This window comes from Rhodococcus sp. Ni2, assembly GCF_021352185.1.
Classification (GTDB): Bacteria; Actinomycetota; Actinomycetes; order Mycobacteriales; family Mycobacteriaceae; genus Rhodococcus_F; species Rhodococcus_F qingshengii.
Map to the genome: position 1 here is coordinate 84,834 of NZ_WOXZ01000003.1, position 17,782 is coordinate 102,615.

Annotated in this window: 14 protein-coding genes and 2 tRNA genes; 8 read left to right on the top strand and 8 right to left on the bottom strand. The window is 62.5% G+C overall.

Annotated features, from left to right (window positions below):
- Positions 1-59: 59 nt before the first annotated feature.
- Both pepN and GN300_RS26865 read right to left on the bottom strand, forming a co-directional pair.
- Entirely contained in the window at positions 60-2,639 is a 2,580-nt protein-coding gene (pepN, locus tag GN300_RS26860; protein ID WP_063316241.1) for an aminopeptidase N, read from the bottom strand.
- A 65-nt stretch (positions 2,640-2,704) separates the two neighbouring features.
- Positions 2,705-3,940: an NAD(P)/FAD-dependent oxidoreductase gene (locus tag GN300_RS26865; RefSeq protein WP_058039388.1), complete on the bottom strand. Its 1,236-nt coding sequence runs from the start codon at positions 3,938-3,940 to the stop codon at positions 2,705-2,707.
- Between the two features lie 166 nt (positions 3,941-4,106).
- On the opposite strand from GN300_RS26865, the gene GN300_RS26870 reads away from it, so the two are divergent.
- Positions 4,107-4,730, top strand: a complete 624-nt coding sequence (locus tag GN300_RS26870) for a DsbA family protein (RefSeq protein ID WP_007730951.1) — start codon at positions 4,107-4,109, stop codon at positions 4,728-4,730.
- On the opposite strand, the gene GN300_RS26875 is transcribed toward GN300_RS26870, so the two are convergent.
- Positions 4,718-5,596 carry a M48 family metallopeptidase gene (locus tag GN300_RS26875; protein ID WP_042923839.1) on the bottom strand — a complete coding sequence of 293 codons (879 nt, stop codon included), beginning with the start codon at positions 5,594-5,596 and terminating at the stop codon, positions 4,718-4,720. The two genes, GN300_RS26870 and GN300_RS26875, sit on opposite strands and share 13 nt — an antisense overlap.
- A gap of 100 nt (positions 5,597-5,696) precedes the next feature.
- Here GN300_RS26875 and GN300_RS26880 point away from each other — a divergent pair, with 100 nt between their 5' ends.
- Together GN300_RS26880 and GN300_RS26885 are read left to right on the top strand one after the other, a co-directional pair.
- On the top strand, positions 5,697-6,170 hold the full coding sequence (locus tag GN300_RS26880; RefSeq protein ID WP_003944571.1) for a ribose-5-phosphate isomerase: 474 nt from the start codon (positions 5,697-5,699) through the stop codon (positions 6,168-6,170).
- Positions 6,171-6,185: 15 nt separating this feature from the next.
- Positions 6,186-6,983 carry an Fpg/Nei family DNA glycosylase gene (locus tag GN300_RS26885; protein ID WP_058039389.1) on the top strand — a complete coding sequence of 266 codons (798 nt, stop codon included), beginning with the start codon at positions 6,186-6,188 and terminating at the stop codon, positions 6,981-6,983.
- On the opposite strand, the gene GN300_RS26890 is transcribed toward GN300_RS26885, so the two are convergent.
- Both GN300_RS26890 and GN300_RS26895 read right to left on the bottom strand, forming a co-directional pair.
- Positions 6,980-7,756 carry a hypothetical protein gene (locus GN300_RS26890; RefSeq protein WP_047270838.1) on the bottom strand — a complete coding sequence of 259 codons (777 nt, stop codon included), beginning with the start codon at positions 7,754-7,756 and terminating at the stop codon, positions 6,980-6,982. The two genes, GN300_RS26885 and GN300_RS26890, sit on opposite strands and share 4 nt — an antisense overlap.
- Before the next feature lie 192 nt (positions 7,757-7,948).
- Positions 7,949-8,022, bottom strand: a tRNA-Gly gene (locus GN300_RS26895).
- A gap of 408 nt (positions 8,023-8,430) precedes the next feature.
- Here GN300_RS26895 and GN300_RS26900 point away from each other — a divergent pair.
- From GN300_RS26900 to clpX, 5 genes are all read left to right on the top strand, one after another.
- Positions 8,431-8,504: transfer RNA gene (locus GN300_RS26900), tRNA-Pro, on the top strand.
- A 149-nt stretch (positions 8,505-8,653) separates the two neighbouring features.
- Entirely contained in the window at positions 8,654-10,027 is a 1,374-nt protein-coding gene (tig, locus tag GN300_RS26905; RefSeq protein ID WP_007730958.1) for a trigger factor, read from the top strand.
- A gap of 216 nt (positions 10,028-10,243) precedes the next feature.
- Entirely contained in the window at positions 10,244-10,831 is a 588-nt protein-coding gene (locus GN300_RS26910; RefSeq protein ID WP_007730960.1) for an ATP-dependent Clp protease proteolytic subunit, read from the top strand.
- A 48-nt stretch (positions 10,832-10,879) separates the two neighbouring features.
- Positions 10,880-11,542 (top strand): ATP-dependent Clp protease proteolytic subunit, encoded by a 663-nt coding sequence (locus GN300_RS26915; RefSeq protein WP_003944539.1) that lies wholly within the window; start codon positions 10,880-10,882, stop codon positions 11,540-11,542.
- Positions 11,543-11,874: 332 nt separating this feature from the next.
- Complete coding sequence (clpX, locus tag GN300_RS26920) at positions 11,875-13,155, top strand: ATP-dependent Clp protease ATP-binding subunit ClpX (RefSeq protein ID WP_003944582.1); 1,281 nt, start codon at positions 11,875-11,877, stop codon at positions 13,153-13,155.
- A 117-nt stretch (positions 13,156-13,272) separates the two neighbouring features.
- Here clpX and GN300_RS26925 read toward each other — a convergent pair whose 3' ends face one another.
- The 3 genes from GN300_RS26925 to GN300_RS26935 all read right to left on the bottom strand — a co-directional run bounded on the left by GN300_RS26925 (position 13,273) and on the right by GN300_RS26935 (position 17,769).
- A complete protein-coding gene (locus GN300_RS26925; RefSeq protein WP_003944496.1) occupies positions 13,273-14,610 on the bottom strand; it encodes an MFS transporter in 1,338 nt (445 codons plus the stop codon).
- A gap of 190 nt (positions 14,611-14,800) precedes the next feature.
- Positions 14,801-17,023 (bottom strand): glycoside hydrolase family 3 C-terminal domain-containing protein, encoded by a 2,223-nt coding sequence (locus GN300_RS26930; RefSeq protein ID WP_063316295.1) that lies wholly within the window; start codon positions 17,021-17,023, stop codon positions 14,801-14,803.
- 71 nt (positions 17,024-17,094) lie between these two features.
- Complete coding sequence (locus GN300_RS26935) at positions 17,095-17,769, bottom strand: TetR family transcriptional regulator (RefSeq protein WP_019749082.1); 675 nt, start codon at positions 17,767-17,769, stop codon at positions 17,095-17,097.
- Between the last annotated feature and the right edge of the window lie 13 nt (positions 17,770-17,782).

Sequence of the window (17,782 nt, forward strand, 5' to 3'; positions counted from 1 at the left end):
CACAGGCCGGTGCCCGCGTCGGTTCGTGAGAATCGACGCGGTCACCGGCCTTTCGCATGTCAGCTCGCGTCGAACTTTCGTGCTGCGAGTGAACGAACCACGCCGGCCTGGCCTTCGACGACCAGGCGACGCAACGCGGGAGGGATGTCGCCTTCGAGGAACCGGTCTGCTGCCGCTACGGATTCGTCCGAGATCGACCACGACGGGTACAGCCCGATGACGACCGTCTGTGCCACTTCGCTCGAGCGTCGTTCCCACACCGCCGCGATATCGGCGAAGTAGCGGGAGACGAAGGGCTCGAGCAATTCGTCCTGGCCTTCGCGAGCGAACCCGCCGATGATCGATCGCGCGGTGATGTTGGGCACGGAGTCGTCGCCGACGACCTTTGCCCAGACCTCTTCCTTGACAGCGACCTGCGGACGTCCGGCCGCGGCCGCCGCGGCTTGACGAGCGCCCGCAGCGGTCGGGTCACGCTGAGCTTCGGCGTCGATGAATGGAGTTGCGGTTCCTTCGGCGTCGATCTCACCGGCGGCCGCGAGTGCCCCGACGATGCGCCAGCGCAGGTCCGTGTCGACGATCAGGCCGTCGAGCCCAACGGTGGAGGGATCGGCGTCGAGCAATTCGCGCAGTACCTCGGTGTGCCACGGGGAGAGTGCTGCGCCGGTGAGTGCGTTGACGAATGCCAGCTGGTGGTCGGACCCGGCCTCTGCCTCACGCGCGAGTTCGAGCAACCGATTGGCGAAGCTCGCCGCGCCTTCGGCCTCGGCCCAGGCCGGATCTGCGTAGGAGCCGATGGCGGTTTGGGCTTGGAGCAAGAGACGTTGCACCACACCGACTTCGGTCTCCGAACTGATGCCGCGCTCGACCAGCGCGACGAAGTCGCGTGCCTTCAGTTCGGCTTGACGGGTCATTTCCCACGCCGCCGACCAGACCAGGGTGCGGGGGAGTGAGTCGGTGATGTCGCCGACCCGCTCGATCGCCGTCGCCAACGATTCGGGATCGAGTCGCACGGAGCCGTAGGTGAGATCGTCGTCGTTGACCAACACGAGTGCACCGCGGGCGACGCCGACAAGTTCGGGGACATCCGTGCTTTCCACGGCATCGAGGTCGAGTTCGACGCGATGGCTTCGCACCAACTTGCCGTCGACGTCGTCGTAGATTCCGATGGCGATCCGGTGGATTCGCCGCTCGCCGGCGCCTGGTGCAGCACCGTCCTGCAGGACGGCGAAGCGGGTGAACTTTCCGTCTGCGTCGACATCGAAGTCGGGGCGCAGGATGTTCAAACCGGTGGTCTTGAGCCACTGCCGACCCCAGTCGGAAAGGTCACGGCCCGAGGACTTTTCGAGTGAGCCCAGCAGATCGTCGAAGGTTGCGTTCCCGAATGCGTGCTCACGGAAGTACTCACGCAGTCCGGCGAGGAACGGCTCGAGTCCGACGTATGCCACCAACTGCTTGAGGACGCTGGCGCCCTTCGCGTACGTGATGCCGTCGAAGTTCACCTCGACGGCGGCCAGGTCCGGAATGTCCGCGGCAATCGGGTGCGTCGACGGCAACTGGTCCTGGCGGTACGCCCACGACTTCTCGACGTTGGCGAACGTCGTCCAGGCGTTCGTGTACTCCGTGGCCTCGGTCTGGCACAGGACCGAAGCGAAGGTCGCGAACGACTCGTTGAGCCACAGGTCGTCCCACCACGCCATCGTGACGAGGTCGCCGAACCACATGTGCGCCATTTCGTGCAGGACCGTTTCGGCACGACGTTCGTACGAGTAGCGGGTCACCTTGGAGCGGAAGACGTAGTCCTCGAGGAATGTCACGGCGCCGGCATTCTCCATCGCGCCGGCATTGAATTCGGGGACGAAGAGCTGGTCGTACTTGCCGAAAGCATAGGGAACACCGAAGTTGCGGTGATAGAAGTCGAATCCCTGCTTGGTCTCGGTGAACAGTCGCTCCTCGTCCATGAACTCGGCCAGCGAAGCGCGGCAGAAGATTCCGAGCGGGATGTCGCCGTGCTCGTCGGAGTAGTTGTCGGTCCACTGCGCGTAGGGACCGGCGATGAGCGCCACCAGGTACGTGCTCATCTTCGGGGTGGTCCTGAAGACGTGCTTGCCGGGATCGGCGGCAAGGGTCTCGACGACCGCGGAGTTGGAGATGACCTTCCACGACGTGGGAGCGGTGACGCGGACGTCGAACGTGGCCTTGAGATCAGGCTGATCGAAGCACGCGAACATGCGCTTGGCGTCGGCCGTCTCGAACTGTGAATAGAGGTAGACGGAGTCATCGGTCGGGTCGACGAATCGGTGCAGTCCCTCGCCGGTGTGGGAGTAGATGCAATCGGCCTCGATGACCAACTCGTTGTCGGTAGCGAGATCAGGCAGGCTGATGCCCGTCGACTCGTCGTAGCCGGAGATGTCGAGCGCGGTGCCGTTGAGGACCGCGGAATGGACTCTGGCCGCGACGATGTCGATGAAGCTGCTTGCTCCGGCCGTGGCGGTGAACGTGACGGTGGTCTTCGAGGAGAACGTCTCCTCGCCGGGTGCGTCTTTGCCGTCGGTGAGATCGAGTTCGATCAGGTAGTTCTCGACGGTCAGGATTGCTGACCGTTGCGCTGCGGTTTCGCGTGTCAGGTTCGGTGCGACCACAAAGATCTCCTCGTAGATGGTGCGGATCTGTTACGTCCATCCCATCACGAAGAGAACGACTTCACTCAAGCGGACACTTCTGCCAGCGGAATCTCCGGATCGGCCAACCGCTCCGGATCGACGGGACGCGAAGACGCGACCAATTCCTTGATGGCGTCACCGGCATCCCAGATGTTCACGTTCATGCCGGCGAGCACCTTGTTCGCGGAATCGAGCCAGAATGCCAGGAACTCGCGCTTGTCGACGTCGCCGCGAGTGACGACACGGGAGTAGCCGCCGTGCGGTGCGTGACCTACGTATTCCATTCCGAGGTCGTACTGATCGGTGAAGAAATACGGCATGCGGACGTACTCGGCGGGCCGTCCCAACATGGTCTCTGCGGCCGTCTCGGGTTGGTTGAGTGCGTTTGCCCAGTGCTCCACCCGAATTCGTGCATTCAGAATCGGATGCTGTGCGGCCGCGATGTCACCCACTGCGACCACGTCGGGGTCGCTGCTCTGCAGACCGGCGTCGACGAGAACCCCGTTCTCGACGTCGATACCCGCCTCCGATGCCAACTCGGTGTTCGGCAATGCGCCGACAGCGATCAACACGGCGTCGGCCGGAATCACGGTTCCATCACTCAAAGTGACACCCGAGGCGTGACCGCCGTCGACAGAGATTGCGGTGACGTCCGTGCCGGTGCGTAAGTCCACCCCGTTCTGGCGGTGCAGCGCGGCGAAGACCTCACCCATTTCCGGGCCGAGGGTCGATTCGAGCGGAAGGCCGGCATGTTCGAGCACGGTGACCTCGACGTCGAAACCGCGAGCCGACGCGGCAATTTCGAGGCCGATCCAGCCGGCACCGACCACGACGAGCTTCTTGTCGGCGGCCAGGGTGCGCAGCAGCGCGGCGGCCTGATCGACTGTTCGCACGTAGTGAACACCCTCGGCGTCGGACCCCGGGATGTCGAGGCGCCGCGACCGCGAACCGGTGGCCAAGGCGAGCTTGTCGTACCTGATCGTGGAACCGTCCGGAAGTGACACGGTGTGCGCAGCGGGGTCGATGGCCGTTGCCGTCGTTCCCGGGCGAAGATCGACGCGATGGTCGCGAAACCACTCGCCGTCGTGGACGGTGAATTCGGGGAGTGTCTTCTTGCCTGCGAAGAACTCTTTCGACAGCGGCGGACGCTCGTACGGGAGGTGGTCTTCTTCACTCAATACGGTGATCTCACCGTCGAAATCTCTGTCACGCAGGGCTTCTGCGATCTTTGCGCCCGCGAGCCCGCCGCCGACGATCACGAATCTCCGGTTGGTGCTCATTACTGAACCACTCCTTCGTACTCGTTTCTTTTCGACACTACTGCGATCGGGAGGTGGTTCGGGGGAAAGCGCGGGAAGGATTGCGGGTTCATGATTGTTGGCAGAACGGGAGTATGTCCCCGAACTGATATGACCTGACCGACATGAACTGATAGGGAGTTTCTTCGTGAGCGCAACCTCGAGCAAGACCACGGACACTGCTGACTTCTGGTTCGATCCGCTCTGCCCGTGGTGCTGGATCACCTCACGCTGGATTCTCGAGGCCCAGCAGGTACGCGACATCGAGGCCAAGTTCCACGTGATGAGCCTTGCGGTTCTCAACGAGGGCCGTGACCTTCCCGACGAGTACCGGGAGATGATGACCAAGGCCTGGGGCCCGGTCCGTGTCGCCATCGCTGCAGCGCAGCTGAAGGGCGACGATATCCTGCTGCCGCTGTACACGGCGATGGGGACGAAGATTCACAACGAGGGAAACAAGGACTTCGCCGACGTCATCAAGTCGTCCCTTGCCGAGGTCGGCCTGCCACCTGAACTGGCCGAGGCCGCCGACACCGACAAGTACGACGAGGCTCTGCGCGAGAGCCACCACAAGGGCATGGACGCCGTCGGACCCGACGTCGGAACCCCGACGATCCATGTCAACGGTGTGGCGTTCTTCGGCCCCGTGCTCTCACGCATCCCGCGCGGCGAGGACGCAGGCAAGGTGTGGGACGGCGCAGTCGCGCTGGCCGGCTACCCCCACTTCTTCGAGCTCAAGCGGACCCGCAACGAGGATCCTCAGTTCGACTGAGCGGCAGTGAGCGCCGGATTTCGGTAGAGCTGACCCGGCCGGAAGAACAGATGCCCTGAGTGCGTGCGGTTGCGAAGCGCAGCCGCACGCCAGGTCAGCACCGGATGCGACGACAAGATGTTGACGAACCACGGGAAGAACCCGGATTCGAGTGTCGCCCGATCGGCCAGTTCGTCGAACCCGACCAGACCCACCAGATACTTTCCCGCGCCTAGGACGCCCATCGCGCCCGGTGCACCCTGCGGACGCATGTGAAAGCCGAAGTTGTCCGCCGTGTACTCCATGGAACGCGACAGCGAAGACCCGATCACCGGAATGTAGTTCGACGCGAACTGTCCCCACTGGCGCCAGTACGACGCATGCCCGGCAGCGATGTGGCCGACCTCGTGGCCGATGATGAATGCGAGCGCATCGGGCTCGCGTGCCTGCCCACCGACTTCGAACAGGTCGCTGTAGACGACGACGAAACGGCGAAATCCGTGCCCCGACGCGAACGCGTTGATCCGTCCGTTCCCCAGCACGACGTAGGCATCCGGCGGAGTTTTCATGCCGAACCGTGCCGCAGCCTCGGCAACGAGCTGATACCCCTCCGGAAACTGTGAAGGCGTCATCTTGATTCCGTTGACCTGTTGCGATCCGTACAGCTGACCTCGCGCGAGGAACAGCAGGATCGGAGCCGCGAGCACCACGAGGATCCACGTCGACAGATCACCCGCAGCGATCAGAACGATCGCCACCACATAAGTGACGACCGTCGTCAGCACCGCGAGCACGAGTAGCGGGATTTCCCACGGGTGGCGAACGGCGTCACTGCCCGGTGACACACGAACGGCGGGTGCAGCGGCCTGGCCGTTGACGGGGTACATGGGCACCACGATAGGTGTGCTCGCGCGGCGATGCGTGTTCCTGAAAGTGTGACGTCGACCCGGGTGCGCCCGGCTGGTCGGGCCTGAGAGAATTGTCGCCATGCGCGTATACCTGGGTGCCGACCATGCCGGATTCGAACGTAAGAACGAGATCATCGAACACCTGAAAGCGAACGGCCACGAGGCCATCGACTGTGGTGCTCACGAGTACGACGCCGTGGACGACTACCCGGCTTTCTGCATCGAAGCCGCAAAGCGCGTCGTCGCCGACGAAGGCAGCCTGGGAATCGTCCTGGGTGGCAGTGGCAACGGCGAGCAGATCGCAGCGAACAAGGTTCCCGGCGCACGGTGCGCCCTCGCTTGGAGCGTCGAAACGGCGAAGCTGGCACGTGAGCACAACAACGCTCAGCTGATCGGCATCGGCGGGCGTATGCATTCCCTCGAGGAATCGCTTGCCATCGTCGACGCTTTCCTCGCCACCGCATGGTCGGGTGAAGAGCGCCACCAGCGTCGTATCGACATCCTGTCCGAGTACGAGAAGACCGGCGTCGCACCGGCTCTGCCGCAAGCCTGATCCGAAAGTTGTTCCGTGCCTGAAGGTCATACCCTGCACCGGCTGGCACGGTTGCATGCCCGCAAGTTCGTCGGTTCACCGGTCCGCGTCCTCAGTCCGCAAGGCAGATTCGCCGAGGACGCGCGCCTGGTGGACGGACACGTACTCACGTCCTCGGATGCCTGGGGAAAGCACCTCTGGCACACGTACGACAACGGTCTGACAGTTCACGTACACCTCGGGTTGTACGGAAAGTTCACCGACGTCACCCTGCCGATGGAAGAACCGGTAGGTCAGGTCCGGATGCGTATGGTCGGTGCCGATTTCGGCACCGACCTTCGTGGTCCCACCGCCTGCGAAGTCCTGCTACCTCCTCAGGTCGCCGCGATCGAGGCCAGACTCGGGCCGGACCCACTGCGCCGCGACGCGGATCCAGAGAAGGCCTGGTTGCGAATCTCCAAGTCCAAGACGGCAATCGGCGCCCTGCTGATGGACCAGGCGGTCCTGGCGGGTGTCGGCAACGTCTATCGCGCCGAACTTCTCTTTCGTCACGGAATCAACCCTGAACGACCGGGGAATCTCGTCTCTCACGGCGAGTGGACCGCCATGTGGGCAGACCTAGTCGAATTGATGAAAGTCGGCGTCAGACGCGGGAAGATGCACGTCGTTCGCGCCGAGCACGACAACGGAGATCCGGCGTACGCGAAGGATCGTCCGCGTACCTATGTCTACAGAAGAGCAGGATCGCCGTGCCGCGTGTGCGGCACACCGATCCTGCATTCCGTCATGAAGGCACGAAACCTGTTCTGGTGCCCGGTCTGTCAGTCGGCTTAGAAGTCGAAGCCGCCGAAGTCCCCGCCGCCCCCGAAATCCATTCCGCCTCCGTCGCCACCAGACCAGTCGCTTCCGCCGTCAGCGGTGTAGTCCGTGTTGTCGATACTTCCTTGGTCGGCGCCGGGATCACCGGCGTCCATACCCTGATCTCCCGAGTCACCGGAGCCTGTGTCGGCGCCGGGATCGCCACCCTGGGCGAAAGCCTCTGCGCCGTAAGGAACCCCGGCCATGCCGGAGAACATGGTCGAGAACAGCATCATCGAACCCAGACCCCAGGCGCCGGCGACGAGTGCAGGCTTCCACCAGGGTTCGGAGTACCAGCCGGCCGGGACCGGGCGTCCGGCGACTCGGCCACCGGGGTAGTAGTTGGGTGTGTGCGACGACGGATTGGGTGATGCGGCGACCTTGCGGCCCTCGAATTCGACCTCACGGTCTTCGGTGACCGAACCGGCAGCCTTCTGTCCGTCGATGGAAGGAACTTCCGGTCCCGGATCCATGCCCATCGCCACCCGTGCCGCGCGGATGTAGTAAAGCCCTTCCAGTGCAGTCTGTTTCGCGAGACGTGCTTGGACCGGCGTTGCGGCCTGATCGATCTGCGAGCCTGCGGCGTTGTACCGTTCGGCCGCGTCGGCGAGGGCTTGGCGCGACGCGTCGTCACTGCCGGTCAGGTTGTAGACCTGACCGCCGAGGCGTTCGATCGACTGCCGGGCATCGGCTTTCGCATCGTCGAGTTGTGTTGCGCTGTGGCCGGAACCGCGTTGCTGGCTTTTCATGACCAGGAATACGACTACGGCCAGAACGACGAGTATGAGAAGAATCGTGGTCACGTGGCCTCCCGAGCAGAATCGATCCGGACAACTCCAGGATACGGACCGCAGGGGAGTGGTCTGAGTGGACAAAGTCGGAATACAAAAAATCCGCACCGGCTGGGCCGATGCGGATCTTTTGTGGAGTTTCCCTCCTGATGGAGGGGATGACGGGAATCGAACCCGCGTGATCAGTTTGGAAGACTGAGGCTCTACCATTGAGCTACATCCCCGTGCATACGACAACTCGGGATCGCCGTGTTCGTCGTCTGCGATACGAAACTGTACCCAATGCCCCACCGGATTTCATAATCGGGGGGTCGGAGAAGTTCGAGACCGTCGTTCACCTGGGGAATTGGCGAATTGCTCGGCGAGTTGGGGTGTCTCGGCCGCAGGCGCGACTTCTGATTCCGGCTCTGAATGGCAGTTGAGGCAAGGCTGTATGTGGCTGCCGTATGTGGCTGCCGTCGGATGACATACTGACGGGGTCGACAGCCGGGCCGTGTACAAATGGCGGTCGGGTTCGTGAGAGAGTAGTGAGCGCGATAGGGTTGTGCGCGGTCACCGATGGTGGCTGCCTTTGTGGCCCGCTGTCTTAGTGGCCTCGGATGGCCGTATCGTGTGTTTCATGTGATCGGAAACGGGATGTAGCGCAGCTTGGTAGCGCATCCGCTTTGGGAGCGGAGGGTCGCAGGTTCAAATCCTGTCATCCCGACAAGTACGTACATGGCACTTCACCTCCAGTAAGTCCGGGAGTGAAGTGCCGCGCCAGACAGCAGTACCGAACACACAGCACTACCGAACACACAGCAGTACCGATTCAACACAAGTTGTGAGCAAGACCAGACGAAGGAGCGAAGTTTCGTGAAGAGCACCGTCGAGCAGCTCAGCCCGACGCGAGTCCGTATCAACGTTGAGGTGCCCTTCGCGGAACTCAAGTCTGATTTCGACAAGGCCTACAAGGCCCTCGCGCAGCAGATTCGTCTCCCCGGCTTCCGTCCCGGCAAGGCTCCGGCCCGCCTCCTCGAAGCGCGTGTCGGTCGCGGCGCTGTGCTCGAGCAGGTCGTCAACGACGCTCTGCCGTCGCGTTACTCCGAGGCTGTCACCAGCGCCGGCGTGAAGGCCATCGGCCAGCCCGAGATCGAGGTCACCAAGATCGAAGACGGCGAGCTCCTCGAGTTCACCGCCGAGGTCGACGTGCGCCCCGAGATCGAGCTCCCTGACTTCAGCTCCATCAACGTCGAGGTCGATCCGATCGAGATCACCGACGAAGCCATCGAAGAGCAGCTGCTTTCGCTGCGTCAGCGTTTCGGTACCCTCACCGGCGTCGACCGCGCAGTCGAGGACGGCGACTTCGTCTCCATCGATCTGTCGGCCACCGTCGACGGCGAGAACGTTGCCGAGGCAACCGCGAGCGGACTGTCGCACGAGGTCGGTTCGGGCCAGCTCATCGAGGGCCTCGACGAAGCCATCATCGGCCTCAAGGCGGGGGAGTCCAAGGACTTCACGTCGACGCTGGTCGCCGGCGAGTACGCAGGCAAGGAAGCTGTTGTCACCGTGACCGTGCAGACGGTCAAGGAGCGCGAGCTTCCGGCTGAGGACGACGAGTTCGCTCAGCTCGCCAGCGAGTTCGACACCCTGGAAGAACTGAAGGCTGACCTCCGTGAGCGCGTCGCACGCGTGCGCAAGGTCGAGCAGGCCGGTCAGATCCGCGACAAGGTTCTCGAGCAGCTGCTCGAGACCGTCGAGGTTCCGTTGCCGGAGGCTGTCGTCAAGGCTGAGGTCGACGCTGCACTGCACGACGCCGTTCACGGTCTCGATCACGACGAAGAGGCACTGAACAAGCTCCTCGAAGAGCAGGGCAGCAGCCGCGAAGAGTTCGACAAGGATGCACAGGAAGCCGCTGAGCGCTCCGTCAAGACGCAGCTCTTGCTCGACTCGATTGCCGATGCGGGCAACGTCACCGTCGGTCAGGACGAGCTCACCGAGCGCATCCTGTTCCAGGCGCAGCGTTACGGTATGGCTCCTGAGCAGTTCATCCAGCAGATCCAGCAGGCCAACCAGCTCGGCGCCGTCTTCGCAGACGTCCGTCGTGGCAAGGCTCTCGCGTCCGTCGTCGAGTCGGCCGGTGTCAAGGACACCTCCGGCGCAGTTGTCGACACCGCAGAGCTGTTCGGCAGCAGTGAGGCCGAAACCGAAGCGGACGAGTCTGATTCCGCCGAGAGCGAAGACAAGTAAAAACGCAGGCGGACGGGTGTTTTCACCACGATCGACTGCACTGAGTTTTCCGCTTTGAGCGAAGTAGGGCGGCACCGGGACTCCGGTGCCGCCCTACTTCGTTACTGTCTGTGTCAGTAGAAGTGTTTCGCATAGACGATCCACCGCACAAGTAGATCCACATAGAAGGCAGGTACCGTGACTTCCAATCACCTGGAGACTTTGCAGAGTCCCGCCATGACTTCAGCGACCGCTGGGTTGAACCTCAGCGACTCGGTGTACGAGCGCTTGCTGCGAGAGCGCATCATTTTCCTCGGTACCCAGGTCGACGACGACATCGCCAACAAGCTGTGCGCACAGATCCTGCTGCTCTCGGCCGAGGACCCGACGCGAGACATCTCGCTCTACATCAACTCGCCCGGTGGATCCGTGACCGCAGGTATGGCGATCTTCGACACGATGCAGTTCGCCGAGTGCGACATCGCCACCTTCGGCATGGGCCTTGCGGCGTCGATGGGTCAGTTCCTGCTCTCGGCAGGCACCAAGGGCAAGCGCTACGCGCTTCCTCACGCCCGCATCATGATGCACCAGCCGTCCGCCGGTATCGGTGGTTCCGCCAGTGACATCGCGATCATGGCCGAGCAGTTCAAGCACACCAAGCGCGAAATGGCCGAGCTGATTGCTCAGCACACCGGCCAGACGGTCGAGCAGATCACCGCGGACTCCGATCGTGACCGTTGGTTCACGGCGAAGGAAGCTCTCGAGTACGGCTTCGTCGACCACGTCGTCTCCCGTGCGAATCAGGCCGGCGGCACCGGCAACTGAGCCGGTTCGCCCATCCTTTCGCTGCCCAATTCATACTTTGGAGAACTGATGACCAATCTTTTCGGAGCTAACTCGCTGGGCGGCCAGGCGCCGTCGGGCCCCCAATCGCGTTACATCCTGCCCCAGTTCACGGAGCAGACCAGCTACGGCGTCAAGACGTCCGACCCGTACAACAAGCTGTTCGAGGAGCGCATCATCTTCCTCGGCTCGCAGGTCGACGACGTGTCCGCCAACGACCTCATGGCGCAGTTGCTGGTTCTCGAATCGCAGGATCCGGACCGCGACATCACGATGTACATCAACTCGCCCGGTGGTTCTTTCACCGCGCTGATGGCGATCTACGACACGATGCAGTACGTCCGTGCCGACATTTCCACCGTCTGCCTCGGTCAGGCTGCTTCGGCAGCTGCCGTGCTTCTGGCCGGCGGTACGCCGGGCAAGCGCTTCGCGCTCCCCAACTCGCGCATTCTGATCCATCAGCCGGCTACGGGCGGCATCCAGGGTCAGGTTTCCGATCTGGAGATCCAGGCTGCGGAGATCGAGCGTATGCGTCGGCTCATGGAGAGCACGCTGTCGCTGCACACGGGTAAGGATCCGGAGACCATCCGCGTCGACACCGATCGCGACAAGATCCTCACGGCCGAGCAGGCCAAGGAGTACGGCATCATCGACGACGTGCTGGCTTACCGGAAGCTCAGCGCACAGAAGTAGTCGATTTCCGCCTCGTGTCGAGGATCTGTATCCCGATTCCCGACACGAGGCGGACACGTCGAGAAGTGCCTGGTGGAGCGCTTGCCAGGCTGAAATCTCGACTCTTTTCTTTTTTATCCGCAGACGAAACGCCGAGAACAGGTCGACCCCGTTCGGGATCTGCGGGTACCGTCACTTCACGGGCTGGTTCTCGACCGGCGTTCTGCGATTGTTCGACCAGATTTGTTCGATCAGTTTGTCTGATCTGACAACTACCGAAGTACTGCGGAGCGTCTCGACCGATCGAGTGGCGGCGAGTGCACGTACATGATGGAAAGTAGGGACCTCACGAGATGGCACGCATCGGCGACGGCGGGGATCTGCTCAAGTGCTCTTTCTGCGGTAAGAGTCAGAAGCAGGTCAAAAAGCTCATTGCAGGACCCGGGGTGTACATCTGCGACGAGTGCATCGACCTCTGCAACGAGATCATCGAAGAGGAATTGGCCGAATCGAGCGAGGTCAAGCTCGACGAGCTTCCCAAGCCTGCGGAGATCCGAGAATTCCTCGAGAACTACGTCATCGGTCAGGACTCCGCCAAGCGGACGTTGGCCGTGGCCGTCTACAACCACTACAAGCGCATTCAGGCCGGCGACAAGGGCCGTGACGCGCGGGGTGAGACGGTTGAGCTCGCGAAATCCAACATCTTAATGCTCGGCCCCACCGGCTGTGGCAAGACGTATCTCGCTCAGACTCTCGCGAAGATGCTCAACGTCCCGTTCGCCATCGCTGACGCGACGGCGTTGACCGAGGCCGGTTACGTCGGTGAGGACGTCGAGAACATTCTGCTCAAGCTGATTCAGGCTGCCGACTACGACGTCAAGCGCGCCGAGACCGGAATCATCTACATCGACGAGGTCGACAAGATCGCCCGTAAGAGCGAGAACCCGTCGATCACGCGTGACGTCTCCGGCGAAGGCGTTCAGCAGGCGTTGCTGAAGATCCTCGAAGGTACGCAGGCAAGCGTCCCGCCGCAGGGTGGCCGTAAGCATCCGCACCAGGAATTCATTCAGATCGACACCACGAACGTGCTGTTCATCGTCGCGGGCGCTTTCGCAGGTCTCGAGCGGATCGTCTCCGATCGTGTCGGCAAGCGCGGTATCGGATTCGGTGCCGAGGTTCGGTCGAAGGCCGAACTGGATACGGTCGATCGTTTCGCAGAGGTCATGCCGGAGGATTTGATCAAGTTCGGTCTGATTCCGGAGTTCATCGGCCGACTGCCGATGATCGCGTCGGTGACCAACCTCGACAAGGAATCGCTCGTTCAGATCCTGTCGGAGCCCAAGAACGCTCTCGTCAAGCAGTATCGTCGCCTGTTCGACATGGACGGCGTCGAACTCGAGTTCACCGAAGAAGCGCTCGACGCTATTGCCGATCAGGCGATCTTGCGTGGAACCGGCGCTCGTGGCCTGCGCGCCATCATGGAAGAGGTTCTTCTTCCCGTGATGTACGACATTCCCAGCCGTGACGACGTCGAAAAGGTGGTCGTCACCGCGGAGACCGTCAACGACAACGTACTTCCGACCATCGTTCCGCGTAAGCCGGAACGTGGCGAGCGTCGCGACAAGACGGCGTAGACCTTCAAAACGACTGTGGCCCGGTATCTCTCGCGAGATGCCGGGCCACAGTCGTTCGCGCAACACAGTGGTTCGTGTAACACAGTGGTTCGTGCAGGGTGTCTGTGGGGTGGTCGGCTAGATCGGGTTGCCGAGCTCCTTGAGGGGGGTGCGGAACGTCTCCTTAGCGGTGAACGCCGAGATCGCGCAGATGACGCAGGCCACCGAAGTCAGAATGGCAACGGGCATCCAGTGTGTCTTGTCGCCGCCCATGAGGGCGTTGCCGATGGCGGGGGCAAAGCCTGCGAGGGCGAAGCCGACCTGGGTGCCGATCGCAATGCCCGAGTAGCGGACCTTGGTGTTGAACATCTCGGAGTAGAACGACGGCCAGATGGCATTCGGGGCAGCGTAGAAGACGGACATCAATCCGATTGCGGCGAGGAAGATCAGGGGAACGTTGCCGCTGGCGATTGCGCCGAAGTACACGTAGATGAACACCGCGCTACCGAGGGCGCCACCGATGAACAACGGCCTGCGACCGATCCGGTCGGAGAGCATCGCCCAGGCGGGCTGACTGAGCAGGGCTACGGCGTTGGCTGCGATGGCAACCCAGAGCATGGTCGACTTCGGAATCCCCACTTCTTCGGTGGTGGCGAAAGCGAGACCGAAGACGGAGAAGATGGTCGAGACGACGGCGATGAAAGCGCAGCAGATCACGCGAATCAGATTTGCGCTGTGGGTGCGAAGAAGATCGGCAACAGGCAATTTGGCGACGGTCTTGGATTCCTGCTGCTCGGTGAACTCTTCGGGCTCTTCGAGCTTGAGACGCATGATGTATGCCGCGACCAGAACGATCAGGCTGCCCCAGAACGGGATTCGCCAGCCCCACGTGTAGAGGATGTCGTCGGGGAGCGCGGCGATGGGCAGGAATACGAGGCTGGCGAGGATGAAGCCGGCCTGGGTGCCGTTGAGGGTCCAACTGCAGAAGAACGCGCGTCGGCCTTCGGGGGCGTGTTCGAGCGTCAGTGAGCTGGCACCGCTCTGTTCACCGGCAGCGGAGATGCCCTGGGCGATTCTCATCAGGACGAGAAGGATCGGTGCAAGAACTCCGATCGAATCGGCGCTGGGAATACATCCGATGAGGAAGGTGGCTGCGCCCATCAGAATGAGCGTGAGCAGCATGATCTTCTTGCGGCCGACGCGGTCACCGAAATGGCCGAGGACTACAGCGCCGAGGGGACGCGCGACGTACGCGACACCGAAGGTGGCCAGCGAAAGTAGAGCCGCATGCCCGCTGTCCGGGAAGAACACCGTGGGGAAGATGAGCGCAGCGGCGGAGGCGTAGATGTAGAAGTCGTAGTACTCGAGCATGCTGCCGAGAAACGACGACGTTGCGGCGCGCTTGACCTTGGTCGTATCCGGCCTTGCCAAGGATCCCGCCTCGGGCCCGGACGGTGTAACCGTGCTAGCTGACATGCTCATCTCCTGGGTGGAAGCGTCGTGGAGGCTCTACATCCGCCGATTGTGTTCGTATCAAGAACGTCTGTGCGGAGAGCGATACAAGGAATGTAACCGACGCCACAGCAACTACACAAGATTATTAACCAAATAGTTCATAAAAATCTACTGGCGGTCACGCTGCTCGTCGAAACCGCAGTTCAGAGAGTTAGGAGGCCGGCTGTGCTGCGGCCGCCACCAACTGCTCCACCTGTTCCTCGGTGATCCCGAGGCCGAAGGTGGCGAGTTTTCCGAGCGGCATCGAGCCTGCGAGTGCCATCATCTCGGGGCTGACCGCCTGTGCACCGTCGCCCGCTGCGGCAGCCATGGCGGCGCCGAGAACTGCGCTGCCGACGGGATGGGCGAGCCATTCGCCGATGGTCGACATGGCGTCGAGCGTGCCGACGCCGACGTTCCCGGCCAGGGTGATCGTGTCGGTGGTTGCGATGTCCCGAGACGAGAAGCCGACGCGGATCTCGTAGTCGCCGGCCTCGATCGCCCAGTCCTTTTCCGTGACAGACCAATAGGCAAATGCCCTGCTGTCGAGCGTGATGGTCACAGTCGCGGATTCGTCGGGGTCGAGGTGGACCTTGGCAAAGCCTTTCAATTCCTGCGCGGGTCGATCGATGCTTGCCGAGGCGTCGTGGACGTAGACCTGAACGACGCTGCTGCCCGATCGGTCGCCGCTGTTGCGCACGGTGACGGTCACTTCGGCGGAGTTTTCACCGGCCTCGACGGAGGTATCGGTGATGTCGAAGGTGGTGTAGCTCAGCCCGAACCCGAACGGGTACGCCACTTCGCGCAGCGCGGAGTCGTAGTAGCGGTATCCCACGTACAGACCTTCGCCGTAGCGGACGTGCTGCTGTGATCCCGGGAAATGCAGATACGACGGATTGTCGTGGAGGCGAAGCGGAATGGTCTCCGTCAGGCGGCCGGACGGATTCGTGATGCCGAACAGAAGATCGGCAATCGCCGAGCCGCCCGCCTGGCCGAGTAGCCAGCCCTCGAGGATTGCGGCGGCATGATCCTTCCAAGGCTCGATCGCAACCACACCGCCGTTGGCGAGCACGACGACCGTGTTCGGGTTCGCGCCGTGGACCGCTTCCAGCAGGGCGATCTGGTCAGCCGGCAGTTCGATGTCGGTTCGGTCGAATCCTTCGGATTCCGTGGCGGACGGTAGTCCGAGGAACAGCACCGCGACGTCGGCGCGGCGTGCGGCGTCGACAGCCTCGGTGACCATGTCGTCGTCCGGAGTGCCGTCGAAGGTGAAGCCCGGTGCGAAAGTGACGCGGTCGGCGCCTTCGAGGTCGAGGATCGCGTCCAAGGCATTGTCGAGCTTGGTCGGGACCACCTGTGAACTGCCGGCTCCCTGGTACCGCGGGCTGCACGCGAATTCGCCGATCACCGCGACGGTTTGCCCGCCGGGGGTCAGCGGCAGCAGTTCTCCGTCGTTGGCCAGCAATACAGCGGACTCCGCTGCAGCGGTCCGTGCCAGTTCGTGGTGACGCTCGACGTCGTACGTGTGGCCTTCGGTGCGCGCGGCGGCGGTGCGTGCCACCAGCGTCGCCAGGCGCTCGGCGGCAGTGGTGAGCACTGATTCGTCCAGGTCGCCGCCGCGCACGGCGTCGACGATCTGGGTATCGGTTCCGGTCGGCGGCATTTCCAGGTCGAGGCCCGCGGCGAGTGCCGCCACGCGGTCGTTGACCGCTCCCCAGTCCGAAACGACGAGGCCGTCGAAGCCCCACTGTTCGCGGAGTACCTCGGTGAGCAGCCAATGGTTCTGGCTCGAGTACACACCGTTGATCTTGTTGTACGAGCACATGACCGTCGTCGGGGCCGCGGTCTTGACGGCGTATTCGAAGCCGGCCAGATAGATCTCGCGCAGCGTCCGTTCGTCGACGTCGGCACTGACTCTCATCCGGTCGTGTTCTTGGTTGTTGGCAGCGAAGTGCTTGAGCGAGGTTCCGACGTCGCGAGACTGGATGCCGGTGATCAGCGCTGCCGCGACGCGGCCGGAGAGGAATGGGTCCTCGGAGACGTATTCGAAATTCCTGCCACACAAGGGTGATCGTTTGATGTTGATGCCTGGGCCGAGGAGGACCGAGACCTGTTCGGCTTTGGCCTCGTCGCCCAGAGCCTCACCGACCTGGCGGATGAGGTCGAGGTTCCACGACGAGCCCAACCCGACCGCCGGTGGGAAACATGTCGCTGGAATGCTGTGGCCGAGTCCGAGTGCGTCGCCGCCCTCGGGTTGTTTCCGGACTCCGTGCGGACCGTCGGTCAGGAGTATCGATTCGATTCCGGGAACGGACTGGCTGTGCCAGAAATCCGAGCCCGACGTCAACGACGCCTTCTCCTCGAGTGAAAGCCCGTCTACGTAATTCTCGGTCACGTCATTCCTCCCGGTGGCAGCTGTGAGTTCCACTCACCACCGTAGGGGGATTTTTCGGACTTCGGGGTGGGTCAGGACGGCGCCTTCGAGGTCAAGAACGCAACAACCATGTCGCCGAGCATTGTTCGAAGATGCTCACGATGCGTCGAGTCGGTCAGATCGCGGTCGAAGAGCGCTTTGAAGGTGTAACGATTGGCGATACGAAAGACGCAGTAACTGCTGATCAACATGTGAATATCGAGAGCATCTACGTCGGAGCGGAATGCTCCCGACTGCTGTCCGTCGTGGAGGATCTGCGAGACCAGGTCGGCGGCGGGGGCGCCGAGGCCGCTGAGTAGCTCGGATTTCTCGATGTGCTCGCCGCGGAGCATGTTCTCGTTGGCCACGAGCCGAATGAAATTCGGGTGTTGTTCGTGGTGGTCGAAGGTGAGTTCGGCCAAGGCGCGGACCGCTGCGGTGGGGTTCAACCCCTCGAGGTCGAGTTCGCGTTCCTGTGCGCGAATGACGCTGTACGCATGCTCGAGGACGGACTTGTACAGCCCTTCCTTGTCGGTGAAGTAGTAGTAGATCATGCGCTTGGTGGTGTGAGTCTTGGTTGCGATCTCGTCCACTCGGGCGCCGGCAAAGCCTTTGTCGGCAAACTCCTCGGTGGCGACGGCGATGATGTTCACCCTGGTCAGGTCGCTGTTTCGGCGTCGTTTCTCCGGCTTCGACACCACGGAGTTCACTGACTGCTCGGAAACCATGTGCTCACTCTAT